This window comes from Acutalibacter sp. (assembly GCF_056800975.1).
In genome coordinates this window covers 32,769-58,044 of record NZ_JBQISV010000003.1, presented here as the reverse complement: position 1 = coordinate 58,044, position 25,276 = coordinate 32,769, and the positions used below count along the sequence as shown (strand labels likewise).

Annotated in this window: 24 protein-coding genes and 1 tRNA gene; 16 read left to right on the top strand and 9 right to left on the bottom strand. The window is 59.4% G+C overall.

Going from position 1 to position 25,276, the window contains the following annotated elements; genetic code table 11:
- The first annotated feature begins 318 nt into the window (after positions 1 to 318).
- The 10 genes from prfB to bcp all read left to right on the top strand — a co-directional run bounded on the left by prfB (position 319) and on the right by bcp (position 10,802).
- Positions 319 to 1,446, top strand: a complete 1,128-nt coding sequence (gene prfB, locus ACTO5E_RS00905; RefSeq protein WP_482300755.1) for a peptide chain release factor 2 — start codon at positions 319 to 321, stop codon at positions 1,444 to 1,446.
- Positions 1,447 to 1,545: 99 nt separating this feature from the next.
- A complete protein-coding gene (locus ACTO5E_RS00900) occupies positions 1,546 to 2,910 on the top strand; it encodes an S-layer homology domain-containing protein (RefSeq protein WP_482300754.1) in 1,365 nt (454 codons plus the stop codon).
- 2 nt (positions 2,911 to 2,912) lie between these two features.
- Positions 2,913 to 3,443 (top strand): GNAT family N-acetyltransferase, encoded by a 531-nt coding sequence (locus tag ACTO5E_RS00895; protein ID WP_482300752.1) that lies wholly within the window; start codon positions 2,913 to 2,915, stop codon positions 3,441 to 3,443.
- Positions 3,444 to 3,904: 461 nt separating this feature from the next.
- Entirely contained in the window at positions 3,905 to 5,185 is a 1,281-nt protein-coding gene (locus tag ACTO5E_RS00890; RefSeq protein ID WP_482300751.1) for an aspartate aminotransferase family protein, read from the top strand.
- Positions 5,186 to 5,694: 509 nt separating this feature from the next.
- Entirely contained in the window at positions 5,695 to 6,987 is a 1,293-nt protein-coding gene (gene mtaB / locus ACTO5E_RS00885) for a tRNA (N(6)-L-threonylcarbamoyladenosine(37)-C(2))-methylthiotransferase MtaB (RefSeq protein WP_482300749.1), read from the top strand.
- 68 nt (positions 6,988 to 7,055) lie between these two features.
- A complete protein-coding gene (locus tag ACTO5E_RS00880) occupies positions 7,056 to 8,345 on the top strand; it encodes an MFS transporter (RefSeq protein ID WP_482300748.1) in 1,290 nt (429 codons plus the stop codon).
- A 20-nt stretch (positions 8,346 to 8,365) separates the two neighbouring features.
- Entirely contained in the window at positions 8,366 to 8,824 is a 459-nt protein-coding gene (locus tag ACTO5E_RS00875) for a zinc-ribbon domain-containing protein (protein WP_482300746.1), read from the top strand.
- Positions 8,825 to 8,969: 145 nt separating this feature from the next.
- Positions 8,970 to 9,482 (top strand): CarD family transcriptional regulator, encoded by a 513-nt coding sequence (locus ACTO5E_RS00870; protein ID WP_482300745.1) that lies wholly within the window; start codon positions 8,970 to 8,972, stop codon positions 9,480 to 9,482.
- A 110-nt stretch (positions 9,483 to 9,592) separates the two neighbouring features.
- Positions 9,593 to 10,339 carry a peroxide stress protein YaaA gene (yaaA, locus tag ACTO5E_RS00865; protein WP_482300743.1) on the top strand — a complete coding sequence of 249 codons (747 nt, stop codon included), beginning with the start codon at positions 9,593 to 9,595 and terminating at the stop codon, positions 10,337 to 10,339.
- 1 nt (position 10,340) lies between these two features.
- Positions 10,341 to 10,802, top strand: a complete 462-nt coding sequence (gene bcp / locus ACTO5E_RS00860) for a thioredoxin-dependent thiol peroxidase (protein ID WP_482300742.1) — start codon at positions 10,341 to 10,343, stop codon at positions 10,800 to 10,802.
- Positions 10,803 to 10,949: 147 nt separating this feature from the next.
- On the opposite strand, the gene ACTO5E_RS00855 is transcribed toward bcp, so the two are convergent.
- The 4 genes from ACTO5E_RS00855 to ACTO5E_RS00840 all read right to left on the bottom strand — a co-directional run bounded on the left by ACTO5E_RS00855 (position 10,950) and on the right by ACTO5E_RS00840 (position 13,229).
- The gene (locus ACTO5E_RS00855) at positions 10,950 to 11,684 is read right to left on the bottom strand and encodes a 4Fe-4S binding protein (RefSeq protein WP_482300740.1); all 735 of its coding nucleotides are present in this window, start codon (positions 11,682 to 11,684) and stop codon (positions 10,950 to 10,952) included.
- 151 nt (positions 11,685 to 11,835) lie between these two features.
- Positions 11,836 to 12,288: a GNAT family N-acetyltransferase gene (locus tag ACTO5E_RS00850; protein ID WP_482300738.1), complete on the bottom strand. Its 453-nt coding sequence runs from the start codon at positions 12,286 to 12,288 to the stop codon at positions 11,836 to 11,838.
- 139 nt (positions 12,289 to 12,427) lie between these two features.
- Positions 12,428 to 12,511 (bottom strand) — tRNA-Leu (locus ACTO5E_RS00845).
- Positions 12,512 to 12,563: 52 nt separating this feature from the next.
- A complete protein-coding gene (locus ACTO5E_RS00840; RefSeq protein WP_482300737.1) occupies positions 12,564 to 13,229 on the bottom strand; it encodes a gamma-glutamyl-gamma-aminobutyrate hydrolase family protein in 666 nt (221 codons plus the stop codon).
- 397 nt (positions 13,230 to 13,626) lie between these two features.
- On the opposite strand from ACTO5E_RS00840, the gene ACTO5E_RS00835 reads away from it, so the two are divergent.
- From ACTO5E_RS00835 to ACTO5E_RS00815, 5 genes are all read left to right on the top strand, one after another.
- A complete protein-coding gene (locus tag ACTO5E_RS00835; protein WP_482300735.1) occupies positions 13,627 to 14,505 on the top strand; it encodes a M15 family metallopeptidase in 879 nt (292 codons plus the stop codon).
- A 258-nt stretch (positions 14,506 to 14,763) separates the two neighbouring features.
- Positions 14,764 to 15,273 carry a GNAT family N-acetyltransferase gene (locus tag ACTO5E_RS00830; RefSeq protein ID WP_482300733.1) on the top strand — a complete coding sequence of 170 codons (510 nt, stop codon included), beginning with the start codon at positions 14,764 to 14,766 and terminating at the stop codon, positions 15,271 to 15,273.
- Positions 15,274 to 15,360: 87 nt separating this feature from the next.
- Complete coding sequence (gene gltX / locus ACTO5E_RS00825) at positions 15,361 to 16,806, top strand: glutamate--tRNA ligase (protein WP_482300732.1); 1,446 nt, start codon at positions 15,361 to 15,363, stop codon at positions 16,804 to 16,806.
- A complete protein-coding gene (locus ACTO5E_RS00820) occupies positions 16,803 to 17,318 on the top strand; it encodes a GNAT family N-acetyltransferase (protein WP_482300730.1) in 516 nt (171 codons plus the stop codon). The genes gltX and ACTO5E_RS00820 overlap by 4 nt, the downstream gene beginning before the upstream one ends.
- Positions 17,319 to 17,426: 108 nt before the next feature.
- On the top strand, positions 17,427 to 19,127 hold the full coding sequence (locus ACTO5E_RS00815; protein ID WP_482300728.1) for a glutamine--tRNA ligase/YqeY domain fusion protein: 1,701 nt from the start codon (positions 17,427 to 17,429) through the stop codon (positions 19,125 to 19,127).
- Between the two features lie 72 nt (positions 19,128 to 19,199).
- Here the strand turns inward: ACTO5E_RS00815 and ACTO5E_RS00810 are convergent, their stop codons facing one another.
- From ACTO5E_RS00810 to prmA, 3 genes are read right to left on the bottom strand one after another with little or no spacing between them, the layout of a single operon-like run.
- Positions 19,200 to 20,261, bottom strand: coding sequence for a GNAT family N-acetyltransferase (locus ACTO5E_RS00810; protein ID WP_482300727.1), 1,062 nt, complete (start codon positions 20,259 to 20,261; stop codon positions 19,200 to 19,202).
- Positions 20,258 to 20,647 (bottom strand): cupin domain-containing protein, encoded by a 390-nt coding sequence (locus ACTO5E_RS00805; RefSeq protein WP_482300725.1) that lies wholly within the window; start codon positions 20,645 to 20,647, stop codon positions 20,258 to 20,260. Before ACTO5E_RS00805 ends, ACTO5E_RS00810 begins: the two co-directional genes overlap by 4 nt.
- Positions 20,648 to 20,659: 12 nt before the next feature.
- Positions 20,660 to 21,583: a 50S ribosomal protein L11 methyltransferase gene (gene prmA, locus ACTO5E_RS00800; RefSeq protein ID WP_482300724.1), complete on the bottom strand. Its 924-nt coding sequence runs from the start codon at positions 21,581 to 21,583 to the stop codon at positions 20,660 to 20,662.
- Between the two features lie 215 nt (positions 21,584 to 21,798).
- On the opposite strand from prmA, the gene ACTO5E_RS00795 reads away from it, so the two are divergent.
- Positions 21,799 to 23,319: an oligosaccharide flippase family protein gene (locus tag ACTO5E_RS00795; RefSeq protein WP_482300723.1), complete on the top strand. Its 1,521-nt coding sequence runs from the start codon at positions 21,799 to 21,801 to the stop codon at positions 23,317 to 23,319.
- Positions 23,320 to 23,555: 236 nt separating this feature from the next.
- On the opposite strand, the gene ACTO5E_RS00790 is transcribed toward ACTO5E_RS00795, so the two are convergent.
- Both ACTO5E_RS00790 and ACTO5E_RS00785 read right to left on the bottom strand, forming a co-directional pair.
- Entirely contained in the window at positions 23,556 to 24,320 is a 765-nt protein-coding gene (locus ACTO5E_RS00790; protein WP_482300720.1) for a hypothetical protein, read from the bottom strand.
- Between the two features lie 93 nt (positions 24,321 to 24,413).
- The gene (locus ACTO5E_RS00785; RefSeq protein WP_482300757.1) at positions 24,414 to 25,265 is read right to left on the bottom strand and encodes an ABC transporter ATP-binding protein; all 852 of its coding nucleotides are present in this window, start codon (positions 25,263 to 25,265) and stop codon (positions 24,414 to 24,416) included.
- Between the last annotated feature and the right edge of the window lie 11 nt (positions 25,266 to 25,276).

Genomic DNA, 25,276 nt, shown 5'->3' with positions numbered 1-25,276 from the left:
ATATATTCTAGTAACTGACTGGCTTAGGAAACTGTCCGCCTCCGTGTCAAAAGTACAGCACAGGGACAGCGCTTTACCTCTGTCATTTTACCCCATCCTTGGTAAAATGTCAAGAGGCGATTGGGGAAGAAAGCGCTTTAACCTAAGAGTAAAAGGAAAATCGAAAGGCGAGAAAGGCAGCTGTTTCCGTCATGGGCCTGCCTGAGGCTTTCTTGAAACCCACTCTTTACTTTTTTCTCAAAATCCAGTATAATAGAAAAACGAATGTGCGCTGCAACCGCCCTCTATCGTAAAACCGCAGAAAGCGAGTGAATATATATGCTGCAATTTGAGGAACTGAAACGCCGGCTGGACGCCCATCAGCAGGCTCTCTCTGCCCTGGGCGACTCTTTGGGACTGCCCCGCCTACGGGAGGAGGTGGAGATGCTGGAGCTCAAATCTGCCGAGCCGGGCTTTTGGGACGACATGCAGAACGCCCAGAAGATCACCCAGCGCATGGCTGGGCTTAAGGCTAAGGACGAGAGCTATCAGAAGCTCTGCGCCCGGTGCGAGGACGCCGCCGCCCTGATTGAGCTGGGGGACGAGGCCGAGGACCTGAGCCTGGTCGACGAGATTGAGGGGGAGCTGGACCAGGTGCAGGCCGCCATTGAGACCATGCACCTCTCCACCCTGCTCACCGGCGAGTATGACGGCCATAACGCTATTCTCACCTTCCACCCGGGCTCTGGCGGCACCGAGGCCCAGGACTGGGCGGAGATGCTGTTCCGCATGTATAACCGCTGGGCCGAGCGCCGGGGCTTCAAGGTCACCACCCTGGACTACCTGGACGGAGACGAGGCGGGGCTCAAGTCCGCCACCGTGCTGGTGGAGGGGGAAAACGCCTACGGCTATCTGAAGGGGGAAATGGGCGTGCACCGGCTGGTGCGGGTCTCTCCCTTTGACGCGGCGGGGCGGCGGCAGACCTCCTTTGCCTCGTTGGAGGTAATGCCCGAGATTGAGGAGGACAACTCGGTGGAGGTGAACCCTGACGACATTAAAATGGAGGTCTACCGGGCCTCTGGCGCAGGCGGGCAGAAGGTCAACAAAACCAGCTCCGCAGTGCGGCTCATTCACATTCCCACCGGCATCGTGGTCAGCTGCCAGGTAGAGCGCAGCCAGTATCAGAACCGGGACGTGGCCATGAAGATGCTCATCTCCAAGCTGGTGGAGATCAAGGAGCGGGAGAACCTGGAAAAGATCAGCGACATCAAGGGCGAGCAGAAGGAGATCACCTGGGGCAGCCAGATCCGCTCCTATGTGTTTATGCCCTACACCATGGTGAAGGACCACCGCACCAGTCATGAGACCGGCAATGTGGGCGCTGTGATGGACGGGGACCTGGACGGGTTCATCAACGCCTACCTTACCGCCAAAAGCCAAAACACCCTGGGAGAGGGGTTGGAGTGAACCAACTCCGCCGCCTGGAACAGGCTGGCCCAACCTTTTGCCCTTCCAAGGGGGCCGGCCTGCCCATGTCACACAAAGAACGGAAGGATATTCGGTTATATGAAATCTCAGTTTAAAAAACGGTTGACCGCCCTGGGTCTGGCCCTGTGCCTCTCGCTGACCTGCACCGGCTGCAGAGCCTTTGCCGCCCCAGCCTATGACCCTACCCAGGCCTTTTCTGACATTGGAAAGCACTGGAGCCGTCCGGCCATCCGCTTTTGCCTGGAAAACGGCTATATGGCCGGGGTGGGCGACGGGGTGTTTGACCCTGACGGCACTGTCACCCGGGCCCAGGTGGTGCAGGTGCTCTATACCATGGCTGGCTCCCCCAGCGTGGCGGGCATGGACTGCCCCTTTGTGGACATCAGCCGCCACTGGGCCCGCAGGGCCATTTTCTGGGCCTATAACAACGGCATTGTCTCTGGCATTGGGGCCAACTTTTTTTCTCCCAACGCCGCTGTCATTCGGGAGCAGCTGGCGTTGATGCTGCAAAGCTACCGGGCCTACTCCATGGGCGAGCCCGCCGAGGCTGGCGGCGACTACCTCTCCCGGTTCACCGACCGGCAGCTGGTAAGCTCCTGGGCCGCCGACGCAGTGAACTGGGCGGTTCAGGCCGGCCTGATGAGCGGCACCAAGCCGGATGTGCTCTCGCCCAAGGGCACCTGCACCCGGGCCCAGCTGGCCCAGGTGGTAAAAAGCTATTTTCAGCCCCAGCAGCCCCCTGTGCTTACCGACCCACCCTCTCAGGGCGAGGAAGGGGGCGGCTCCTTTGTCCCCAACCCGGACCAGCGCAACAGCCCCCTGGTGAGCTATGTGCGCATGTCCCCCAACCACTCCGGGCAGCGCATGCACGCCATTGACACCATCTCCATCCACTGCATGGCCGAGGACTGGACTGTGGAGCAGTGCGGCGAGAGCTTTGCCGACCCCAAGCGTCAGGCCAGCAGCAACTATGGCATAGGCAGCGACGGGCGCATTGCCCTGTATGTGGATGAGGGCAACCGGTCCTGGTGCACCTCCTCGGCAGAGAACGACAACCGGGCTGTGACCATTGAGGTGGCAAACATCGGCTTTGCCCCAGACTGGCCTGTGTCCAACCAGGCCTACTCGGCGCTCATTGACCTGGTGACAGACATCTGCTGGCGCAACGGCATCAAGCGGCTGCTGTGGCAGGAGGACAAGGAGCTCATCGGCCAGGTGGACCAGCAGAACATGACTGTCCACCGGTGGTTCTCCAGCAAGTCCTGCCCGGGCAACTATCTTTACAACCGCCACTGGGACATTGCCGGACAGGTCAACCAACGGCTGGCCGCCCTGGAAGCCGCCGCTGCCCTGGACCGGCTGACCAAGCTGCCCCAGACCGCCCGGATGCAGCCCCAGCCTATGCCCCAGCTGCGCCTCCGCTCGGAAAGGAGAGGAATCTGACCATGAATTTTGAGCTTGTCCCCGTAAAGGAGGACGAAAAGGAAATTTTGCGGAACCTGATGGAGAAGTATCTCTACGAGTTCTCTCAATATGAGCTGTGCGACGTGAACCCCCTGGGCCTTTACGGCTACAGCTATCTGGACTGCTATTGGACTGAGGAGGGCCGCTGGGCCTTCTTCCTGAAAGCCGACGGCCAGCTGGCGGGCTTTGTCATGGTGAACGACTACCCCGAGGCCGGAAAAACCGACTACTGTATATCCGAGTTCTTTGTGATGTATAAATACCGCCGCTGCGGGCTGGGGACCTGGGCAGTGTTCCAGCTGTTTGAGCGTTTCCAGGGGAGCTGGCAACTGAAGTATCACCCGGGGAACAGGCCTTCGGTGGCCTTCTGGAACAAGGTAGTCGGCGCGTGGACCAAAGGAGGCTACCGGAAGGAGGAGCGGGAGGACGTGGCATATCCTGACGGTGCGCCGGGAATGGTGCTGTTTTTTGACACGGCAGACGGTCCCGGGGAGTCAAAGGAGCCGAACTGACAGCATCGCCGCGAAGCCCAACGCCGGGTTTCGCCTTTGGCTGATTCTCAAGGCCGCGCCCACAGGTTTACTTATTAGACGCAGGCGGCCCGGCCAACGGAAGCGCGAGGCGCAAGCTGCGCCGCCGGTTTGGCCACAAGTCGGGCAGCAAATGGTTTGCCGCCGGCAGTCCCGGGGGAAAAGGCCCCTTCGGCCCCCTTTGGGGAAACGTGGAAGCAAAAAGCGGAACCGCCATCCCGCTGGCCCCAACCAATCAAATAAATTGTAAACTTTCTCCCGCCCCCTTTTTTTTCCTGACAAGCTGTGGTAAAATAAAGTCCAGGCCAAAATAAACCTTGCATTGGCCCTTTGCCGCTGGTCCTCCTGGTCCCAACAGGAGGGCGAACAGCCCCGTCCGGCCCAGCGGCCGGGCGTTGATCGCTGAATCACGGGCAGCTCCCGTGGTAGAAAGGATGGTAACCATGCGTTCGCAAAACACACAGGCCTTTGAGAGCTACGAGTCTCAGGTGCGGTCCTACTGCCGCAGCTTCCCCACGGTGTTCACCACCGCCAAGGGGCCCTTTCTCTATGACGAGCAGGGGCGGGAGTATATTGACTTCTTCTGCGGGGCCGGGGCCCTGAACTACGGCCACAACCCGGACCTGATCCGGGACAGGCTGGTGGAGTATCTGCAAAAGGACGGGGTGATGCACGCCCTGGACATGTACACAAGCCCCAAGCGGGAGTTTATCGAGTTTTATGAGGAAAAGGTCCTCAAGCCCCGGGGGCTTTCCTATAAGCTGCAGTTCCCCGGCCACACCGGCACCAACGCCGTGGAGGCCGCTTTGAAGCTGGCCCGCAAGGTGAAAAAACGCCAGAACATCTTTGCCCTGATGGGCGCCTTTCACGGCATGACGCTGGGCTCTATCGCCCTCACCACCGACGCTGCCAGCCGGGCCGGGGCAGGGGTCTCTCTGGGCAATGTGACCCATGTGCCCGCCCCCTATATGTTCCCCGAACTGGATACCCTGCAATATATGGAGACCCTTTTGACCGACGACCACTCGGGCGTGGAGAAGCCCGCCGCTGTGATTTTGGAGACCACCCAGGCCGACGGGGGCATTTACCCCATGCCGGTTGACTATCTGCAGGGCCTGCGCGCCCTGTGCGACCGCCACGACATTCTGTTGATTGTGGACGACGTCCAGGTGGGCTGCGCCCGCACCGGCTGGTTCTTCTCCTTTCAGCGGGCGGGCATTGTGCCGGACATCGTCACCCAGTCCAAGTCTATTGGCGGCTATGGCATGCCCTTTGCCCTGGTGCTGTTTAAGCCTGAGCTGGACCTGTGGGAGCCTGGCGAGCACAACGGCACCTTCCGGGGCTATCAGCTGTCCATGATTGCGGCCAAGGCCGGGCTTGAGATGATGCTGGACCAGAAGGTGGAGGAGAAGGTTCGGGCGGAGGAGTCCATTTTTGCCCAGGCCATGGAGAAGATCGAGGCCATTGCCCCGGGAAAAATAGCCACCCGTGGCGTGGGCTATGTGTGGGGTGTAGACCTGGCCGCCTGCGATGGAGAGAACGCTCCGGGCACTGCCAGCAAGCGGGTGCTGGACCTGGCCTTTGAAAAGGGGCTGATTGTAGAGCGGGTAGGCCGGGGCAACTCGGTGGTGAAGGTGATGCCCGAGCTGCTTATCGACCAGCCCACCCTGCGCCGGGGTCTGGACATCCTCACAGAGGCTGTCCGAGAGGCTGTCGCGCCCTGACAGGAGGGGCCCGAGCGGACCGACCTGTGACGGGCTTTTGAAGATTTTGCTTGTGTAAAAGCATAATGCTGCCATGAGACTGAACAAAAGCCGAGGCTCATTACTGCACAAGCGAACCCCCGGAGACTGTTTTTCTCCGGGGGTTCATTTTGGCTTTTCCCTGCCTCTGTCAGGTTCACCCATCTGTATATATCCTGCAATCGCATTGGCTGCGGCAGATGTCCCCCTGTCAAGCCGGGCTCATTTTTGGGAGTGTCCTGTCGCGCATTTTATTTGATTTACGGTCAGGGGGCGCTGTAGGGGCAGACCTGCGTGTCCCCCCGTCTCTCTCTGGGTCCCAGCAGACGGCTGATATTCTCCCCTACATGATCATCCGCGAAAGAGACACGCCCTTATTTTGTACACAGCCTTGCTTTTGGCAGAAGGTTCAGACAGGCAACACTATTCTACAGATTCCCTGGGACAGAACGCTCCCCCAGTCATGGAAAAAACGAAACGAGGTGCCCCACATGAAGGTCAAATTCTACACCCTGGGCTGCAAGGTCAACCAATATGAAACCGAGGCCATGCGGGAGGCCCTTGCCGCCCAGGGCTTTCCTCCTGCCGGAGAAGACGAGCCCGCCGGGGTGGTGGTGGTCAACTCCTGCACAGTCACCGCCCAAAGCGACCAAAAGGCCCGCCAGGCCCTGCGCCGCTTAAAGCGTCAGAACCCCGGGGCTGTGGCTGTGCTCACCGGCTGCTGGCCCCAAGCCTTTCCCAGTCAGGCGGCAGACCTGGAGGAGGCGGACATTGTGCTGGGCAATGCCAGCCGAGCCGCTCTGGCAGACCGTCTGCGCCAGTTTTTGGCCACCGGCCAGCGGGTGGTGGACGTGTCCCCCCACAAAAAAGGGGAGGCCTTTGAGCCCCTGCGGGTCACCGGCCTGCACGGCCACACCCGGGCCTTTCTCAAAATTGAGGACGGCTGCGAGCGGTTCTGCGCCTACTGCATCATCCCCTTTGCCCGGGGCCCGGTGCGCTCCAAGCCCTTGGGGGACCTGGCCGCTGAGGTGGCCGGGCTGGCCGCTGCCGGATATCAGGAGGTGGTGCTCACAGGCATCAACCTGCCCGCCTACGGCCAGGACCTGGGGCTGGAGCTCTGCGACGCGGTAGAGGCCGCCTGCGCCATTCCCGGCATCCGGCGGGTGCGGCTGGGTTCTTTGGAGCCCGAACGCCTCACTCCCCCTGTCATTGCCCGCATGAGGGCCCAGGAGAAGCTCTGCCCCCAGTTCCACCTGTCTCTGCAAAGCGGCTGCGACGCCACCCTGCGGCGCATGAACCGCCACTACACCGCTGCCCAGTACCGGGAGATTGTGGACAATCTCCGCAAGGCCTTCCCCGGCTGCGCTGTCACCACAGACATTATGGTGGGCTTTCCTGGCGAGACGGAGGAGGAGTTTCAAGCTTCTCTGGCCTTTGCCCGGGAAATCGGCTTTGCCCGCACCCATGTGTTCGCCTACTCCCCCCGGCCGGGCACTGTGGCCGGCCGAGCCCCGGACCAAGTCCCCGCCCCGGTAAAGGAGGCCCGCAGCCGGGCCATGCAGGCTGTGGCCGAGGAGAGCCGCCGGCGGTTCTTTCAGGCCATGGTGGGGCGGACCGGGCCGGTACTGTTTGAACGCCTCGCAGGCCCCGGCTGCTATGAGGGCTGCACCCCCAACTACACCCCTGTGCGGGCCTGCTGCCAGCGAGACCTCACCGGCCAGCTGCTCTCTGTGCGGCTGACTGGGGTGGACGGCGAGGCCTGCACCGCTGAAATTGTTGAATAAAATTTCACCAAACCCCTTGTAATTTTATTGAAAATATGTAATGATATAGAGGAAAGGGGTGGAGCCATATGGCAAAAAGCACTGGAAAACGATTCACCAAAACCGAAAAAAGCTGGATCATGTACGATTGGGCCAACTCTGTCTACGCCACGAACATTCTGGCCGTCATCTTCCCGATCTATTTTGGCAGCGTGTGTCAGGCAAACGGAGCCGACAACCTGGTGCTCTGGTCCCTGGGCACCTCGGTCTCCACCTTTGTGGTGGCTATTCTGGCCCCTGTGCTGGGGGCTCTGGCGGACCATAAGGGCCACAAAATGCGCTTGTTTGCGGCGTTTTTGGCAGCTGGGGTTGTGTTCACCCTGGCCAGCGCCCTGTTCAGCGACTACCGGATGCTGCTGGTGGGCTATGTGGTCTCCCACATTGGTTTCTCCGGCTCCTGCCTGTTTTACGACTCCTTCCTCACCGACGTCACCACCAGCGAGCGCATGGACCGGGTCTCCTCCTGGGGCTATGCCATGGGGTATATTGGGGGCAGCACCATTCCCTTTATTCTCTCCATCATTATTTTGCTGGTGATGGGCATGGACAACCTGCTGGCCTTTAAGCTGGTGATTGTGCTGACCAGCCTGTGGTGGGCCGTGTTCAGCATCCCCTTTTTGCGCAATGTGCGCCAGGTGCACTATATTGAGGCAAAAAAGAGCCTGGTGCGCTCCACTCTCAGCAACCTGCTGCGCACCGCCAAGGATATTTTCTCTCAAAAGCACATTTTCCTGTTTATTCTGGCATATTTCTTTTACATTGACGGCGTGGGCACCATCATCTCTGTGTCCACCTCTTATGGCAGCAAGCTGGGGCTGGACAATATCAGCATGATTCTGGCCCTGCTTATGACCCAGCTGGTGGCAGTGCCCTTCTCCATTCTCTTTGGGCGGCTGGCCGGCCGGTTGGGCGCGCTGAAGCTGCTGCGCATTGCCGTGGCCATCTACTTCTGCATCACTCTGGTGGGCTTTTACATGGGCTTCCACATTGAAAGCCACCCCGGCGACCCCAACGCTCTGAACCTGTCCCTGGTGCTGTTCTGGTGCATGGCCTTTCTGGTGGGCACTGTGCAGGGGGGCATTCAGGCCATCTCCCGGTCCCATTTTGGCAAGCTCATCCCTGCGGAACGCTCCAACGAGTATTTTGGCTTTTTTGATATTTTCGGCAAGTTCGCGGCAGTCATCGGCCCCCTGCTGGTGGCATTGTTCACCCAGCTCACTGGCCGGGACTCGGTAGGGGTCATCAGCCTGGCTATTCTGTTTCTGGTGGGCTTTGTGCTGTTGGCTGTCGGCCAGCGCAAAGCCAGCCCCCACAACTGACAAAAAGGAAGTGTATCTCTATGAATCTCTGTCCCAACTGCGGCGCGGCCCTTCCGCCGGGACAGCCGGCCTGTCCCAGGTGCGGCGCGGCGCTGCCCCCTCCCCCGGCAGGGCCGGTCTATGCCCAGCCGCCGGCTTTTCCGGGCAGGCCCCAGGGGTCGCCCCCTCAGCCGCCCCAACCCGCAGCCTTTTACCCCCGGCTGCCCGGCCCTCCCCTTCTGCCCCGCAAAACCTTCACCTGGATGGACGTGTGCACTGTGCTGGGCTTTGTGGCCTCTATTGTGGGATATTTCTACACCAGCATTATTCTTCTGCCTCTGGGTCTGGCAAGCTCTATTGTGGGCTTTCGCGGAGATAAGACCAAGGGGCTGGCTGTGGCGGGCATTGTCATCTCTGTCATCGGGCTTCTCATTCGGCTGATGGTAGTGCTCTACGAAAACGACCTGCTGCCCTACTGGGTCACCAGCGGCCTGTGGTGACAGCTTTTGCCTCCGATTTGGCAATTTGTGAAGGATTTTTTTAAAAAAACCGCCCTAATTTTGATTTTTTGCTTACATTTTCTGGGCTTTTGTGTTATAATATACTCAGTTAAAGCAATACCGAATCAAAACAGGGGTGATAACGATGTATGAGGTAGGACAGTTGGTACAGTATGGAGGCGCCGGTGTGTGCGAGGTCCAGGAGATCAAGCCTCAGGTGTTTCCTGACAAGGGCGAGCGGCTGTACTATGTACTGCGGCCGCTGTACAAGGCCTGCGTGATTTCCGTCCCGGTGGAGTCGGACAAGGTGTTTTTGCGGCCCATCATCACCCGCGAGGAGGCGGAGCATCTGATTGGGCTCATTCCCACTCTGGACTGTCCGCCGCCCACAGGCCGGCCCGGCCGGGAGCTGGCGGAACGCTATGGCGCTATCCTGAAAAGCCACGACTGCCGGGACTGGATGGAGCTGGCCGTGGCCTTGCGCACCAAAAAGAAGCGCCAGCAGCAGCTCAAGCGCAAGCTGGGCAGTGTGGACGAGCGGTATCTGAAGCAGGCGGAGGAGCTGCTGTTCGGCGAGTTTGCCGCCGCCCTGGAGATCACCCGGGAGGAGGTTCCCGGGGCCATTGCCGCTCTGCTGGAAACCCGGGCCAGCGCTTAAGCCGCCCCAGTGAGGGTCGAGGGGACATTTTCATGCCAAAGGAAAATGTCCCTGTTTTTGTGGGCTCCCGAACTGGGAACGAGAGCAGAAAAGACGAAATGGGGTGCGTTATGCGAATCATTATCTCCCCTGCCAAGAAAATGAATGTGGACACTGACAGCCTCCCCCCAAAGGCTCTGCCCCGGCTGCTGTCCAAAACAGAGCGGCTGCTGGAAGCCCTTCGGGCCATGGAGCCCCAGGCGCTGCAGCGGCTTTGGAGGTGCAATGACAGCATTGCCGGGTTGAACCGGGAGCGGCTGCGGTCCATGGATTTGCGGCAGGGCCTGACGCCGGCTCTGCTGTCCTATGAGGGCATTCAGTACCGCTATATGGCCCCGGGAGTGATGAACGCCCGGCAGCTGGCATACCTGCAGGAGCATCTGCGCATTCTCTCCGGCTTTTACGGGCTGCTGCGTCCCTTTGACGGGGTAACTCCCTACCGGCTGGAAATGCAGGCCCGGCTGGCAGTAGACGGGGCCAAAGACCTCTATGACTTCTGGGGCGGCCTGCTGGCGGAGGAGTTGGCAGAGCCCGGCGGCTGGGTGCTGAATCTGGCCTCTAAGGAGTACAGCCGGGCGGTCACCCCCTATCTCCCCACAGGGGCTGTACTCACCTGCGTTTTTGGGGAGTGGAAGGATGGGAAGGTCCTGGAAAAGGGCACTCTGTGCAAAATGGCCCGAGGACAGATGGTCCGCTGGCTGGCGGAAAACGCGGTGGAGGCGCGGGAGGCCATCCCGGAGTTTGCCGACCTGGACTACCGCTTTGACCGGGAGCTGTCTACAGAAAACCAATACATATTCATAAAAGGAGGACGTTGAGATGTTGGAAGCTGGAACAAAGGCCCCCTCGTTTACTCTGCCGGACAAGGACGGCAAGCTGGTTTCGTTGGAGGATTTTGCGGGAAAACGGGTGGTGCTGTATTTTTACCCCCGGGACAACACCCCTGGCTGCACCCGGCAGGCCTGCGCCTTTGCGGGCGCCTATGAGGAGTTCGGGGCCCTGGGCGCGGTGGTCATCGGGGTAAGCAAGGACTCGGCCGCGTCGCACCAGAGGTTTGCCGCCAAGCATGAGCTCCCCTTTCTGCTGCTCTCCGACCCGGAGCTGACGGCCATTCAGGCCTATGGCGTGTGGCAGGAAAAGAAAAACTACGGCAAGGTGAGCATGGGCGTGGTGCGGTCCACCTTTGTCATCAACGGGGACGGGGTGATTGAAAAGGTCATGCCCAAGGTGAAGCCCGACACCAACGCGGCGGAGGTTCTGGCCTATTTGCGGGAGAACTAACGGCAGCAGTCTTCGTCAAAGCAAGCCCTGCAACGTCAATGCGGCCCTTCCCCATTCCGGGAAGGGCCGCATACTATTTTTGACAGGGCAGGCCGGTGCGGCAGTCCCCCGCCTCATTTTCATTCCCCGGCAGGACGGACGATGGCTTTACAGCTTCAGCGCATTTTTCGGACATTCCTCCACGCATTTCATACACAAAATGCACTCTGTCCCGTTTTTTCTTCTGCGAGAACTGTGGGAGACCTCCACATTCATAGGGCAAACCCTTTCGCACCTCCCACAGGAGACGCACTTGGTTTTGTCCACCCGAATACGGAAAAGAGAAAAATACGACATGGGCTTCAGAAAAAGGGTGATGGGACAAATGTATTTACAAAATGCTCTGTTGTCCTTGCACAGATAGGCCAGGGCAATTCCAACCACATAGTAGAGGACGTTGCCCACAAGGAAGCTGCGCCACATAATCTCCTCTTTATTGGGGACCTGAAGAAGGAAAAGCAGGCCGGCAAAAAGAAGCGAGGCCCCGAACACAAAATACCGGACCGCCCCCCAGCGCCTGCGGGGCGCGGCAGGGGTTTTGAACGGGAGCAGGTCTAAAACCATGGCGGTCCAGCAGGCATAGCCGCACCAACCCCGGCCGAACAGCAGGGGGCCGAAAATTTTTGCAACTACATAGTGGATGGCGGCGGCCTCGAATACGCCAAGAAAAAGATAATACCAAAAGCCCTCTATCTGCATATTTTCCCGGCAGAGGACCCCCAGATACAGCAGCATATACAGGCCGACCGCCAGCTGCACCACATGGCGGGCATAGCTTTTTCTTTTTCCATACAACACCAGCCCCAACCCGACCGCCATGCCGATGTAAGAAAAGTTAAACAAAAAAACAGGTTATCCAGTGTCAGCCACAGAGTTACCGCAATAGCCTCAAACACCAGCCACATTACCAGCGGCGGCAAATATTTCTTAAGCTTCATAAGACCTTCCCAACAGCTCCGTCCTGTTTCCCGCCGGGCCTTTATGCGAACAGCTTTCAGGAAATCGTCAAGGCCAGCTCGATTTCTTCGCCGTCGCGGTTCCCTGTGGGCAAAAAACCAAATTTTTTGTACAATCCCAACGCCACAGGATTGTCCTCTCTGCAAGTCAGAACCACCTTGTCCGAGTCGCCAAAGGGCTTTTGGGCAATGTAGGCCAGACATTCTTTTAAGGCGGCTTTGCCATAACCCTTGCCCTGGCTCCGTTTGTCCACCATCAAATGCCAGATGTGATAGGATGCCAGGTCATAGTCGTAAATAACCATAACATATCCCACCATTTCATCCCCAAAATAAATGCCAAAGGGGGTGCATTGGGAATAATATACATAGGCCTGCGCAAGACTTCGGATGGGATGAGAAACCAGCTTCTCCTGTCCCTCCCCCAATTCCAACTGGAATGCGTCCACAAAATTGCTCTCGTCTATTTTTTTCAGATAGAGATGGTCCATAAAAGCCTCCCCCTGAGCCGGATGATGAAATGAGTAAAAAAACGCTGCGCCCAGGGTCGCGAATGGGGCGCAGTGTGACAAAAAAAGCTCGCGCACTTGGCATGGCCAGGTGCGCGAACAGTGTGCAGCGTGTCGCTGCTGGTGCGCGAGACGGGACTTGAACCCGTACGCCAAAGGCACACGCACCTCAAACGTGCCTGTCTGCCAGTTCCAGCACTCGCGCAACTCAACACTGCTATTATAGCACCTGGCAGCGTGGTTGTCAATGAGAAATTTCAGATTTCTCCCCTTTCCTCCAATATGCCCAGAAAAAAGCGGAAAATCTCCCCTCCGTCCACTGTGTCCTGCCGCCGGTGGCTCAAGGTCATGCGCTCGGGGTGAAACTGTACCGCAAAAACCGCCTTTTCCGGCCACTCCAACCCCTCAATCACCCCGTCCTCTGCCTGGGCCGAGGACAAAAACCCCTGCGCCAGCTGCCCTGCCCCCTGGTGGTGGGCGCTGTTGACCGAAAAGTCCTCGCCATACAGCCGGCGGAGGAAGCTCCCCCTGGGGGCGGAAACCCGGTGGCATTTGTCCCCATCCGGCTCCTCCCAGCAATGGGCCGCAGCGGTGGGCAGGTCCTGGACCAGACTGCCCCCAAAGGCCACGTTCAGCACCTGCAGCCCCCGGCATATACCCAAAACCGGCCTGCCGCTCTCCACAAACTGCCGGGCAAGGGCCAGCTCCGCCCGGTCCAGCTCCGGGTCAATGCCCCTGCTGCCCTGGTTCTGCTGGCCGTACAGAAGGGGGTCCAGGTCCGCGCCCCCAGGCAGCAGCAGCCCATGACAGTCCTCTCCCTCTGCAGCGTTCAGGGACACCACCGCCTCCATGCCATAGGCTTCCAGAGCCGCCGCATAGTTGGCTCGTTTTTCCCTGTCGCCAAAAAGAAACACCCTTTTCATCACAACATCTCCTTTTCTATCAAAAATGGTGGAAGCCTGTGGGAAACGGTTCTGCGAAAAACAGGGGCCTTACAAAAGAATTTACAAGTTTCCGGTTGATTTTGCCGGTCCTTCCTCCTATAATAAGAAAACACAGGGAAAGCGCGGCTCTGCTGCGCTGTCAAAATATGAATATTATGTAAACAAATAATTTTCATCTTTCCCATTGCCTGGCCATGCCGTCTAATGCTGGGAAAGGGAAGGGAAGAAGGCCCCCGGTCTATTATAGCCGGAACGCAAAAAAATGGCAAGGGCCTCTGCTCCTTCCCTGCCCCAGAAGGCCGTGGGGCCGCACGCAGAATAGGCCCTGCCCCAAGCCCTTCTATTCTATGAAATGCTTCCAGAAAGGGTGAGCGAAATGATCAGGGAAAGAACCAGCTCCCGGCGGACACAGGGCCGGGACGAGAGGCGCAGCGCCATGGCGGAGGAACGGCGCCCCCGGAAAAGAAGGTCCCGCCCCCGCAGAGAGGGCTCCGCGGCGGCTGTAGTTATTGCGGCCATGATTTTATGCATGACCATTGTGGTGTTCGCCGTGTGGATCTCCGGGGTCGCCATACAGCCTGAGGCAGTCCCCACAGGGGGGATGGCGGCAGGCCAGGCCCTGGTGCGGGCTCCGGCCCAGAGCGGAGGAACCTCCGGCAGGGTCCCGGCAGCAGAGGGCTTTCAGCAGCTCTCTGACCCGCTGCTGGTGCTGGTCAACGATCAAATTCCCATTCCGGAGGACTGGCAGGTGACCCCGGCCTTTATCAATGACGAGACAGTGGACAACCGTATGTATGAGGACATGAGCGCCATGTTCCAGGCGGGCGAACAGGAGGGCGTGTCCTTTTGGGTGTGCTCGGGCTACCGCAGCCAAGAGCTGCAGGAGAGCATTCTGGAACGGGAGATTGCCGCCCACATGCGGGACGACGGCATGACAGAGGAGGAGGCCCGGGAGCTGTCTCTGCGCACCATCAACCGCCCTGGCTACAGCGAGCACCACACCGGCCTTGCCATTGACCTGAACGATGTGAGCGATGATTTTGAGCAGACCGACACCTACCGCTGGCTGCAGGCCCACGCGGCGGAGTACGGCTTTGTGCAGCGCTACCGCTCGGACAAGGTGGAGTATACGGGCATTGACAACGAGAGCTGGCACTACCGCTATGTGGGCCGGGAGCACGCCCAGGAGATGCAGCGGCTGGACATGTGTTTGGAGGAGTATGTACAGTATTTAAAGGACCAGGGAGTGCAGTAACCGCCTTCCCCGTTTCAGGGGGTGAGTATGTACAGACACGGACTGCGGACAGCAAAAGGCGGTGGAGCTCACTGCCGCCAGACTGCACCGCCCAGCGATAGAGCCAAATTTCCTGTTGAAACGCCGTCAGGCTTGACAAATAGCTGTTCTGCGGGTACAATAGCCGCAGGACAGCTAATTTTATGTGCGGCAAGCAGGAGAGCGGTCTCCGCCGGGAAGCTGGACGGAACCAATTCATCATAACAAGGAGATTGCTCTATGAATGTCGAACTGAAGGAATATGCTCCCTCTTACGAGCAGGACATGAAACAGGATATCGCAGACTTTTTCGCCTTTCACGGGGGACTGGTGGGACGTCAGGCGGAGGCCCGGACCCAAGCTGAGCAAGAGGCTATGGAGACCCTGAAAAGCTGGCAACAGGGCCGCAGCGCCTTATACGCTGTTCTATGCGAGGGGGAATATGCCGGGTTCCTGCGGCTGGACTACCGGGGGGACCAGGCAGCCTGGATAGAGGACCTTTATGTGCGCCCGGACCTGCGGGGCCGGGGCATTGCCTCTCAGGCCATCCGCCGGGCAGAGGGCATTGTCTCTGCCCGGCCCGGTTATACCGCTATGTGCATGGATGTGGCCCCCAGAAACGAGAAGGCCCTGAGGCTTTATTACCGGCTGGGGTATGACAGCGTCAGCCTTGTCACCTTGCGCCGGGAGTTTGGGGAGAACCCCCGGGACCGGAAGACAGAATTTTTGGGCAGGGAGTTTCAGATTTGATTATTTTTCTTGCCAGCTTATTGCCAACAAGCTGGATTTGTTGTATCATTAACAAATAGCAATTTTTTCATAGAAAGAGGGAAGGATATGAGCACAGTCAGAACAAGATTCGCCCCCAGCCCCACCGGCTTTATGCATGTGGGCAATTTGCGCACCGCCCTTTACGAGTATCTGGTGGCCAAAAGCCAGGGCGGCGCCTTTGTCCTCCGGGTGGAGGACACCGACCAGGAACGCTATGTGGAGGGCGCTGTGGACGTGATCTACCATACCCTTCAGCAGGTGGGGCTCACTCACGACGAGGGCCCTGACCTGGGGGGCGGCTACGGCCCCTACATCCAAAGCCAACGGCTGAACACCTATCTGCCCTATGCCCAGCAGCTGGTGCAAGAGGGCAAGGCCTACTACTGCTTCTGCACCAAGGAGCGGCTGGAGGAGCTGCACGAAAAGGGCTTTGGCGGCTATGACCGCCACTGCCGCGACCTGCCCCAGGAGGAGGTCCAGCGGCTGCTGGACGCGGGCACGCCCTATGTCATCCGGCAAAAGGTCCCGCTGACCGGCTCTACCAGCTTTACCGACCAGGTCTTTGGGGAGATCACCATTGAGAACAAGGAGATCGAAGACCAGGTGCTGATTAAGGCCGACGGCTACCCCACCTATAACTTCGCCAATGTCATTGACGACCACCTGATGCACATTACCCATGTGGTGCGGGGCTGCGAGTATCTCACCTCCACCCCCAAATATCAGCTGCTGTACGAGGCCCTGGGCTGGGAGCAGCCCGCCTATATCCACCTGCCGCTGATTATGGGCAAAAACGAGGACGGCTCCACCTCCAAGCTCTCCAAACGCCACGGGTCCACCAGCTTTCAGGGGCTGACCGAGGAGGGCTATCTGCCCCAGGTGATCACCAACTATATCGCCCTGCTGGGCTGGGCTCCCAAGGACAATCAGGAGATTTTTTCTTTGGAGGAGCTGGTAGAGAATTTCTCCGTGGACCGTATCAGCAAGTCGCCGGCTGTGTTTGACTATGACAAGCTCAACTGGTTCAACGCCGAGTACATCAAGGCCATGAGCCCCGAGGATTTCCGCGCCCATGCCATGCCATACTATAAAGAGGTGTTCGGTGACGCGGACAAGCCCTGGGAGGTGCTGGATTCCATTCTCAGGGCCCGGCTCACCAAGTTCAACGAGATTCCCGGCCTGCTGGGCTTCTTCCAAGAGCTGCCGGAGTATCCGGCGGACTTCTTTGTGAACAAGAAGTCAAAAACCAACCTGGAAAACTCTCCCGAGATGCTTCGGGCGGCAACAGAGGCTTTGAAGCAGCTCCCCGCCTGGGAGCTGGACGCCATTCACACCGCATTGATTGACCTGGCCGCCAGACTGGAAGTGAAGAACGGCACGCTGCTGTGGCCCGTGCGCATTGCCGCCGCCGGCACTTTGGTGACTCCCGGCGGAGCTATGGAGATTTTGACCCTGCTGGGCCGGGAGGAGGCCCTGCGCCGGCTGAAGCTCGGGTTGGAGAAGCTGGTATGAACCTCATAAAGACGAGCCGCCTGGAACTGCGCCCTCTTTCCGATGCCGACAGGGACAGGGTGGTGGACATTCTGCGGGACGAGACGGTGAAGAGGACCTACATGGTCCCGGACATCACCAGCCGGGAGATGGAGGAGAAGCTATTCCGGCACCTGTGGAGCCTGACACGAAGCAGAGAGCGCTTTGCCTGGGCAGTCTGCTGTCAAGGGGAGCTGATTGGCTTTGTGCACGAGGTGGAGCGGCAGGACGATTGGGTTGAGCTGGGCTGGGCTCTTCATCCCCTCTGGCATGGTCAGGGGTTTGCCACCGAGGCGGTGTGCGCTGCCATAGAGGCCATGTTTGCCCAGGGTGTGGCGGAGGTCCGGGCCAGGGCGTTTGAAAGCAATCCCGCCAGTATTCGGGTTATGGAAAAATGTGGGATGCAGCCCATTGGCTTGACAGAGCAGATATCCTACCGGGGGCAGCAGCACCGGTGTGTATACCGCTCGATAAGGAGGCAGGAGAAGTCATGAACCTACAGCCGCGAAATCAGCGGGCCGTGTTCCGACAGCGGGCGAGGCAGTCAGACCAGCTTCTATTTATCTGCATAGAATAACCCGCTAGAAATGAGGTAACTGAGAATGAGCGAAACAAAAATAACAGCAGCGGATTTTGATAATATCCCCAGCACGAACTTTATCGACGAGTTTGTAAAAGAGGACATGGCCCCCGGCGGCCGCACTGAGGGGATGCAGGTGCACACCCGGTTTCCGCCAGAGCCCAACGGGTATCTGCACATTGGCCACGCCAAGGCCATTTATGTGGACTTTGGCACAGCCCAGCGTTTTGGGGGCATTTGCAACCTGCGCATGGACGACACCAACCCCACCAAGGAGGACGTGGAATATGTCAACGCCATTCAGGAGGACATCCACTGGCTGGGGTATGACTGGGACGACCGGTTCTACTATGGCTCCGACTTTTTTGAGGAGATGTACCAGGGGGCCGAGGAGCTGATTGAGAAGGGCCTGGCCTATGTGTGCGAGCTGACCCAGGAGCAGATGCGGGAGATGCGGGGAGACCTGACCACCCCCGCCCGCAGCCCCTACCGGGACCGCCCCAAGGAGGAGAGCCTGGACCTGTTCCGCCGGATGCGGGCCGGGGAGTTTGAGGACGGCCGCATGACCCTGCGGGCGAAAATCGACCTGGCCTCTGGCAACTTCAACATGCGGGACCCGGTAATCTACCGGATTAACCACACCAAGCACCACCGCACTGGGGACAAGTGGTGCGTCTACCCCATGTACGACTATGCCCACCCCTTTGAGGACGCCATGGAGCACATTACCCACTCTCTGTGCAGCCTGGAATTTGAGGACCACCGGCCCTTCTACAACTGGGTGATTGAGAACGTGACTTTGCCCTCCAAGCCCCGGCAGATTGAGTTTGCCCGGCTGGGCATTGACCACACGGTGATGAGCAAGCGCAAGCTCCGGGCACTGGTAGAGGGCGGCTATGTGGACGGCTGGGACGACCCCCGGATGCCCACGATTTGCGGCCTGCGCCGCCGGGGCTACACCCCGAAGTCCATCCGCAGCTTTTCAGAGCGCAATGGCGTGTCCAAGGCCGCGTCCACAGTGGAGTACGCCTTTTTGGAGCACTGTCTGCGGGAGGACCTGAACGAGACCGCCTGCCGGGCCATGGCAGTGCTGCACCCGGTCAAGCTGGTCATCACCAACTACCCGGCGGACAAGACCGAGGTCTTCACCGTAGAGAACAACCCCAACCGCCCTGAGGACGGGGAGCGGGAGGTCAGCTTTTCCCGGGAAATCTGGGTGGAGGCAGAGGATTTTCTGCCCCAGGCCGCGCCCAAGTTCAAGCGCCTGTACCCCGGCGGGCCCGAGTGCCGGCTGAAGGGGGCCTATCTGATCAAATGCGTGGGCTACGAGACAGACGAGGCTGGCAATGTCACTGAAATCGCCGCTGAGTATGACCCTGACAGCCGGGGGGGCGACCCTGCCGACGGCCGCAAGGTAAAGGGCGCCACCCTGCACTGGGTAGACGTGAAGACCGCAGTAGACGCGCAGGTGCGCATTTATGACAATCTGTTCATTGCCGAGAACCCGGAGGAGGGGGACTTTTTGGAGCACCTGAACCCCCACTCTCTGGAAGTGCTGAATGGCTGCAAGGCCGAGGCCGCTCTGGCCGCTGCCCGGCCCGGAGAGAGCTGGCAGTTTATGCGCCAGGGGTATTTTTGCGCCGACAGCAAGGACAGCAAGCCCGGAGCCCTGGTGTTCAACCGCTCGGTGAAGCTGAAGGACAGCTTCAAGCCCGGGAAATAATCAAATAACCAAAGAAACACCCTCGCAGGCAACCGCCTGTGGGGGTGTTTTGTGTTGCTTTGGGCTGATTCCTTACACAGTGATCCAATACCGCCGCAGGTCCTCCACCACGCTTTCCAGCTGACCACCGCAGTCCTCAATGGTGCGGGCAGAGGCGGGGTTGGTTTCGTCGCAGCAGACCAAGGCTCTCTCGACGCCCTTCTCCTTGGCCTTCTCGATGCCCAGGCCCAGCATATAGGGGGCATAGCGGTTGCCCCGCAGGCTGGGGCGAATGCCGTAGCCAATGTGTCCGCCCCCATTGCGCAGGCGTTCGGTGAGATAGTGGCGCAGGTCCAGGGCTCCCGCCGGGCCGGTTTTGCCGCTGGTGAGAATGTACAGGGTAGACTTGGCGTAGGTGGGCTTGGGCACCACAGTGCGCCAGGCCACGGTGCGCTCCATCCAGCGTTCAAAGCTCATGTCCTTGGGGTCCAGCAGGAAGGGGGTCACGTCCCCGTTGTCGCCCTCTATAAATTCCTTCTGCATGGCTTCCAGCTGGGGCCGGTCTATCTCCTCCGGCAGGGCCAGAGAGAAACCCGCCTCCTTGGCCCGCATGGCCCAATACTCCCAGGCCCGCAGAGAGTAGCAGCACAGGTCCCGCTCCTCGCCGTTATAGATGGCGCTGCTGGTGCGCAGGGCGCCCTCATAGACAAAGCCCAGCTTTTCAATCACCCGCCGGGAGCGCGTGTTGACCGGATAGTGGGTGATAGTCAGCAGCCTCAGCTTCATGGTCTGAAAGGCGTAGTCCATAACAGCCCGGGCAGCCTCGGTCATCAGCCCCTGGCCCCAGTAGTCCCTGCCCAGCACATAGCCCAGGCTTTTGCAGCCAGAAATCTTGGGCCGATGGCCGTCGCTCATCAAGCCGATGGAGCCAATGACCCTGCCGGTTGCCTTCAGCTCCAAGGCTATTTCAAAGCCGTCCTCCTCCCCGTCCACCCAGCGGGTAAGAATCCCCCGGGATTCCTCTATACTCTCATGGGGCTTCCAGCCTGCCCAGGGACCCACGTCGGGGTTTTTGGCATAGGCGTAGAAGTCCTCTAAATCCTCCATGCGCCAGGGACGAAGCCGCAGGCGGGGGGTCTCTGTCAAAACACTCATGGTTCTCTCCTCATTTCTGTTGACTCTCTCCTCTGATAGGCGTACCCGAAGTGAATGGGCGGCGCGGTGACAGAGAGATAGACAAGCTCCCCCTCACCGTCGTTCAGCAGGCCGTGCACGTCTCCGTCCACGAACCGCGCCACGTCCCCCGCCCGGAAGGGCTGCTCCTGCCCCTCTGCCAAAAGCAGCCTGCCGCTTCCCGCCAAAGCGTACCAAATCTGCTCCGAGCTCTGGTGGACATGCCTGGGCTGGCTGGCCCCCGGTTCCAGGTGGACCTCAGTGACCGTCACCCGCTGGCTCCGGGAATTCTCCGGGTTCAGCAGCTGGCGGGAGGCAACTCCTGGGCTGCTGAGTGTGACTATGCTCTCTGCCGGAATCCATTCCATTTTGCTGCCTCCTTAACAGGCCCGCAGGGCCATAGCTACCCAGCCACGGTCCTCCCGGCGCTCTATGACAGTATACCTGCCTGCCAGCGCGGCCAGCACGTCGGCCTCCCGGGCGTCAATAATGCCGCTGATGATGTACACCCCGCCCGGAGCCAGGAACCGGGGCACGTCCCGGGTGAGCTCAATGACCACGTCGGCCACAATGTTGGCGGCAATCAGCTGGTACTGTCCGCTGACCTTGTCCGCCAGATTGCCGCAAAGGCCGGTAAAGCGCGCCTCCACCCCGTTGAGCCGGGCGTTCTCTTTGGCCGTCTTCACGGCCAGGGGGTCAATGTCCACCCCCACCGCAGAGCCCGCCCTCAGCAGCAGCGCCGCCACTGAGAGAATGCCGCTGCCGCAGCCCATGTCCAGCACCGCGCTGCCCGGGGCAAGATATCGCTCAATGAGCTCCAAGCACAGGCGGGTGGTCTCGTGGGCGCCGGTGCCAAAGGCCAGGCCGGGCTCCAGGTTCAGCACCGCACGGCCCTGGGGGTCAAACGCCTCCTCCCACACAGGGCGGATCAGCAGCCTTTCGCCCACAGGGATGGGCTTGAAATACTTTTTCCAGTTGTTCAGCCAGTCGTCCATGGCGCAGCCGCTCTGGCCGATGGTGTGGGGAATGCCGCAGGCCCCCAGACGCTCCTCCAAAAAGGAGACCGCCTCGGCAGGATTGTCCTCCGGGCTGATGTAGACATGGATGACGGCATGCTCCCTGTCCTTGGCCAGCAGCTCCTCATCAATCAAATCAATATGGGCAATCTCCCTGGCTTCCTCTTCTAAATGGGAGTAGTCCTCAATATAGATGCCATGGGGCACTGTCATATTGGCAATGTTCCCGGCTGTCTCCGCCTTGGCTGCGGGTACAGAAATAGTGATCTCAGTCCAGCTCTCGCTCACGCTGTGTCCCTCCCCTGTTGTGATCGTAAACGCGGCTCATAAAGAGGCCTTCCCCTCTTTGGCGGCTTTGCTGTCCGGCTGAACAACCGGCATGTACCGATCATTCTGCGCGTTTACTATATATAACAGATATTTCCGTTATTTTACTCCCGAACGGGCGCTTTGTCAATCAAAAAAGGGAAATCTTTACGGTTTTCATTCTAAGGAGCAAAACTATGACCAAGAAAAAATTTTTCCTTCAGGGCGTTGCGCTGACAGCGGTCTCCCTGTTCCTGCGGGTCACCAATATGGGCTACCGCTCTTATCTCTCCCAAAAAATCGGCGCAGGGGGCATGGGGCTCTATCAGCTCATTTTTTCCATCTTTATGCTGACCGTCACCCTCTCCACCTCAGGCATCAGCCTGGCCGTCACCCGCATGGTGACAGCGGCCATTGCCGGGGGCCGGCGGCAGACCGTGCGCTCGGTGGTGACAAAGTGCTTCGGCTTCTGCCTGAGCATCAGCCTGGGCATTGCCCTTTTGCTGTTTCTGCTGGCCGGCCCTGCCGCCGGTCTTTTGCTGGATATGCCCCAGGCCGCCCCCTGCCTGCGCATTCTGGGACTGGGCCTGCCCTTCATGTCCCTGTGCACCTGCATGAAGGGCTATTTTCTGGCTGTAGACGAGTCCCTAAACACTGCTGTGTCCGACGCATTGGAGCAAATTCTGACCATTGGGGCCACTGTGTTTTTCTTCTGGTATTTTGCCCCCCACAGCATCGAGTCCGCCTGCCTGGCGGCAATGGGGGCCTCTACTTTGGGCGAGGCCGTGTCATTTCTCACCAGCTGGGCCGCTTACCGCAAAAGCCTTGCCCGCAACACCCCAGTCAAGAAGGAAAAAAGCCAGGGGGTGCTGGCAGGGCTCTGCCACATTGCCCTGCCCTGCACCCTCAGCTCCGCAGCCCGCAGCGCCCTGAACACCGGTGAAAACCTGCTCATTCCCCGGGAGCTCCGACGCTTCGGCCTGAGCAGCGACCAGGCCCTCTCCCAATACGGTCTGCTGCAGGGCATGGCCATGCCTATGCTATACTTTCCCTCCTCCTTCCTCACCTCCTTTGCCTCCCTGCTCATCCCCAAGGTTGCCAAAGAGCGGGAGCTGAGCCACAAAAACGCGGTGGCCCACATTGCGGGCCGGGCAGTGCAGGCGGCGCTGGCCTTTGGTATGTTCTTCGCCGCGCTGTTTCTGGCCTTTGGGGACAGCTGGGGCCAGGCTTTTTACCACAACGGCAGCGCCGGGGCATATTTGCGGGTGCTGGCCCCCCTGGTGCCCCTCACCTACCTGGACGTGGTGGTAGACAGCCTGCTCAAGGGGCTGGACCAGCAATTCAACTCCATGAAATACAATCTGGCGGACTCCCTCATCCGGGTGCTGCTGGTGCTGTGTCTGCTGCGGTTTTTCGGCATGGAGAGCTATGTGGGCATTCTGTTTTTCAGCACCATCTTTAATGCCTCTCTCAGCCTGCACCGGCTCATTCAGGTCAGCGAGCTGCGCCTCTCTCTGACAGAGGATGTGCTTCTGCCCCTGCTCTGCGCCGCCACAGCAGTGGGCCTCAGCCGGGCGCTGCTGGCGGGAGCGCCTCTGGGGGGCTTTCCGCTGGTGCTGGTCCAAACCGGAGTCTCCGCAGCCGGGTTTGCCGCCGTCTATTTCGGCTCCCGGCGGTGGCTGGCCAAGGGGCGGCGGGAAGTGCCAGGCCTCCGGTAAAGGGGCGGTGGCTCCCCTACCCGGGGCCACAGAGAGACGCAAGAGGCACAGCGAACGCCCCGCTGTGCCTCTACTGCTTTGGTTGGTTATGACTTTTTAGTGGCAGAAGCATCATAAGCTTCTCACCGTTGGTTGGGGCGGGCTCACTGCCGTTCACATGGTTGACACGGGGTGCCCCACAATGTGCACTGCTCCCCATGTCAACAAAACAGCGAATCAAATGCGCAGCGGGCTCTTCACTTCACCGCTGCCCGGCGCATAAGCAGCCAGGCAAGGGCAGAGAACAGGGCTGTCAGCAGGGTGCAGGTGAGGGCGGTTCTGGGCAGCGTGCTGCAGCACATCTGGCCGAACCCCACAATGAACCGCAGCACCTTCCCCTGAACCGCAGGGTGGAAGGACAGATAGGAGGAGAGCAGAATAAATACCGTCGGCGTGCCCACCCAGAAGATGATTTTTCCCATTTTGGACAGGCGGTACATAAAGACCGTAATGAGATAGCCCAGGGAGCTGGCTGTCAGCAGCAGAAAGAAGCTGAACACCACAGACAGCAGCATGGTGGCAGGGCTGCTCTGCACGGTAAAGCGGCCCTCTGCATACTCCATGCAGTAGCTCATCTCATAGAGGGAGTTCGCCTGGAAGCCGTTGGGAAGAACCACATGGAGCAGCGACACCAGCAGCGTATAAATCTCGTCTGCCAGGGCCATGACCCCGCAGACAACGCCCATAGCCCCCAGCCGCCCCAAAAACTGGCTGCGCCGGGAGACGCCATGCTGAAGATTCATCAAAAAACTCTCTTTAAAGGCGCACAGGGAGAGGATGAAGGCAAAGACCATGGTGATTGCGGTGACCCCGTTGGTAGAAACAAGGCCGCTGGCCTCGGCGGAGACCAAGGCCACGGAAATCAGGGACACCAGAAACAGGCTGGCCAGCACCCCATAGTAGACCAGAATCGCGCTGCGCTGGTCCCGGAGCTGATAGCGGAAGGACGAATAGATTTTCATCGGGATACCCCTTTTCTTTGAGAGAATAATGTGATTCTGTGCGGCTGGACGCAGCCCAGCCGCCGGTGGGCTGTCAAAAAACGGGAAGCGTCTTTAGGAATTCGTCAGCTGGATGAACAGCTTCTGCAGGTCCATAGGACCGAATTCCAGGTCCTTGGCCGCTTCCCCCTCCTTCTCCGGAACGCCCAGCACATAGGCGGTGCGCAGGCCTCCCAGGCTGTCCATGCCCAGCAGCTTTTTGCCCTGCAGATAGGCCTCTACCGCCCCTGCCCCGCCAGAGACCGTGTAGCCCCCTGCCAGCAAAGCCTCCCGGGATTCCTGGCGCAGAACCTCCCCGTCCTTAATGATCACCACATCCTCCACCAGGTTTGCTACCTCCTCAATGAGATGGGTGGAGAGCACCACAGTAAAGGGGGACTCCGCATATTTTTCCAGCAGACGCTTATAGAAAAGCTCCCGATGGTTGGCGTCCAGGCCCAGCACAGGCTCATCCAGCAGCACATAGGGGACATTGACGGACAGAGCCAGAATCAGCTTGAAAATCGAGCGGTAGCCTGTTGAAAGCCCGGATACCTTGGATTTGGGGGACAGGCGGAAATCCTCCAGCAGCCTGCCTGCGCAGTCCGGGTCAAAGCCAGGGTAAAAGGACTGGGCCCAGCGCAGGGCTCCGCTCACCCGCATGGCCTCCGGGTGGAGGACCGCCTCGCTCATCAAAAATATTTTAGACTGGGCCCTGTCGTTTTCCCGGGCGTTTTCCCCATCCACCAGCACAGCTCCCTTGTCGGGGAATATACGGTTGGTCAGAATATTCAGCAGAGTGGACTTTCCCGCGCCGTTGCGGCCCAGCAGGCCGTATATCCGGTTTTCCTCAAACACGGCGTTGACATCCTTCAGGGCCTGCACCGGGCCAAAGGATTTAGAAATATTTTGCAGCTGTATTGCCATTTGCTTTATCA

Bases quoted from the DNA above. Each gene is read 5' to 3' on its own strand.
- prfB (WP_482300755.1), top strand. From the start codon at position 319: ATGCTGCAATTTGAGGAACTGAAACGCCGGCTGGACGCCCATCAGCAG.
- ACTO5E_RS00900 (WP_482300754.1), top strand. From the start codon at position 1,546: ATGAAATCTCAGTTTAAAAAACGGTTGACCGCCCTGGGTCTGGCCCTG.
- ACTO5E_RS00895 (WP_482300752.1), top strand. From the start codon at position 2,913: ATGAATTTTGAGCTTGTCCCCGTAAAGGAGGACGAAAAGGAAATTTTG.
- ACTO5E_RS00890 (WP_482300751.1), top strand. From the start codon at position 3,905: ATGCGTTCGCAAAACACACAGGCCTTTGAGAGCTACGAGTCTCAGGTG.
- mtaB (WP_482300749.1), top strand. From the start codon at position 5,695: ATGAAGGTCAAATTCTACACCCTGGGCTGCAAGGTCAACCAATATGAA.
- ACTO5E_RS00880 (WP_482300748.1), top strand. From the start codon at position 7,056: ATGGCAAAAAGCACTGGAAAACGATTCACCAAAACCGAAAAAAGCTGG.
- ACTO5E_RS00875 (WP_482300746.1), top strand. From the start codon at position 8,366: ATGAATCTCTGTCCCAACTGCGGCGCGGCCCTTCCGCCGGGACAGCCG.
- ACTO5E_RS00870 (WP_482300745.1), top strand. From the start codon at position 8,970: ATGTATGAGGTAGGACAGTTGGTACAGTATGGAGGCGCCGGTGTGTGC.
- yaaA (WP_482300743.1), top strand. From the start codon at position 9,593: ATGCGAATCATTATCTCCCCTGCCAAGAAAATGAATGTGGACACTGAC.
- bcp (WP_482300742.1), top strand. From the start codon at position 10,341: ATGTTGGAAGCTGGAACAAAGGCCCCCTCGTTTACTCTGCCGGACAAG.
- ACTO5E_RS00850 (WP_482300738.1), bottom strand. From the start codon at position 12,288: ATGGACCATCTCTATCTGAAAAAAATAGACGAGAGCAATTTTGTGGAC.
- ACTO5E_RS00840 (WP_482300737.1), bottom strand. From the start codon at position 13,229: ATGAAAAGGGTGTTTCTTTTTGGCGACAGGGAAAAACGAGCCAACTAT.
- ACTO5E_RS00835 (WP_482300735.1), top strand. From the start codon at position 13,627: ATGATCAGGGAAAGAACCAGCTCCCGGCGGACACAGGGCCGGGACGAG.
- ACTO5E_RS00830 (WP_482300733.1), top strand. From the start codon at position 14,764: ATGAATGTCGAACTGAAGGAATATGCTCCCTCTTACGAGCAGGACATG.
- gltX (WP_482300732.1), top strand. From the start codon at position 15,361: ATGAGCACAGTCAGAACAAGATTCGCCCCCAGCCCCACCGGCTTTATG.
- ACTO5E_RS00820 (WP_482300730.1), top strand. From the start codon at position 16,803: ATGAACCTCATAAAGACGAGCCGCCTGGAACTGCGCCCTCTTTCCGAT.
- ACTO5E_RS00815 (WP_482300728.1), top strand. From the start codon at position 17,427: ATGAGCGAAACAAAAATAACAGCAGCGGATTTTGATAATATCCCCAGC.
- ACTO5E_RS00810 (WP_482300727.1), bottom strand. From the start codon at position 20,261: ATGAGTGTTTTGACAGAGACCCCCCGCCTGCGGCTTCGTCCCTGGCGC.
- ACTO5E_RS00805 (WP_482300725.1), bottom strand. From the start codon at position 20,647: ATGGAATGGATTCCGGCAGAGAGCATAGTCACACTCAGCAGCCCAGGA.
- ACTO5E_RS00795 (WP_482300723.1), top strand. From the start codon at position 21,799: ATGACCAAGAAAAAATTTTTCCTTCAGGGCGTTGCGCTGACAGCGGTC.
- ACTO5E_RS00790 (WP_482300720.1), bottom strand. From the start codon at position 24,320: ATGAAAATCTATTCGTCCTTCCGCTATCAGCTCCGGGACCAGCGCAGC.
- ACTO5E_RS00785 (WP_482300757.1), bottom strand. From the start codon at position 25,265: ATGGCAATACAGCTGCAAAATATTTCTAAATCCTTTGGCCCGGTGCAG.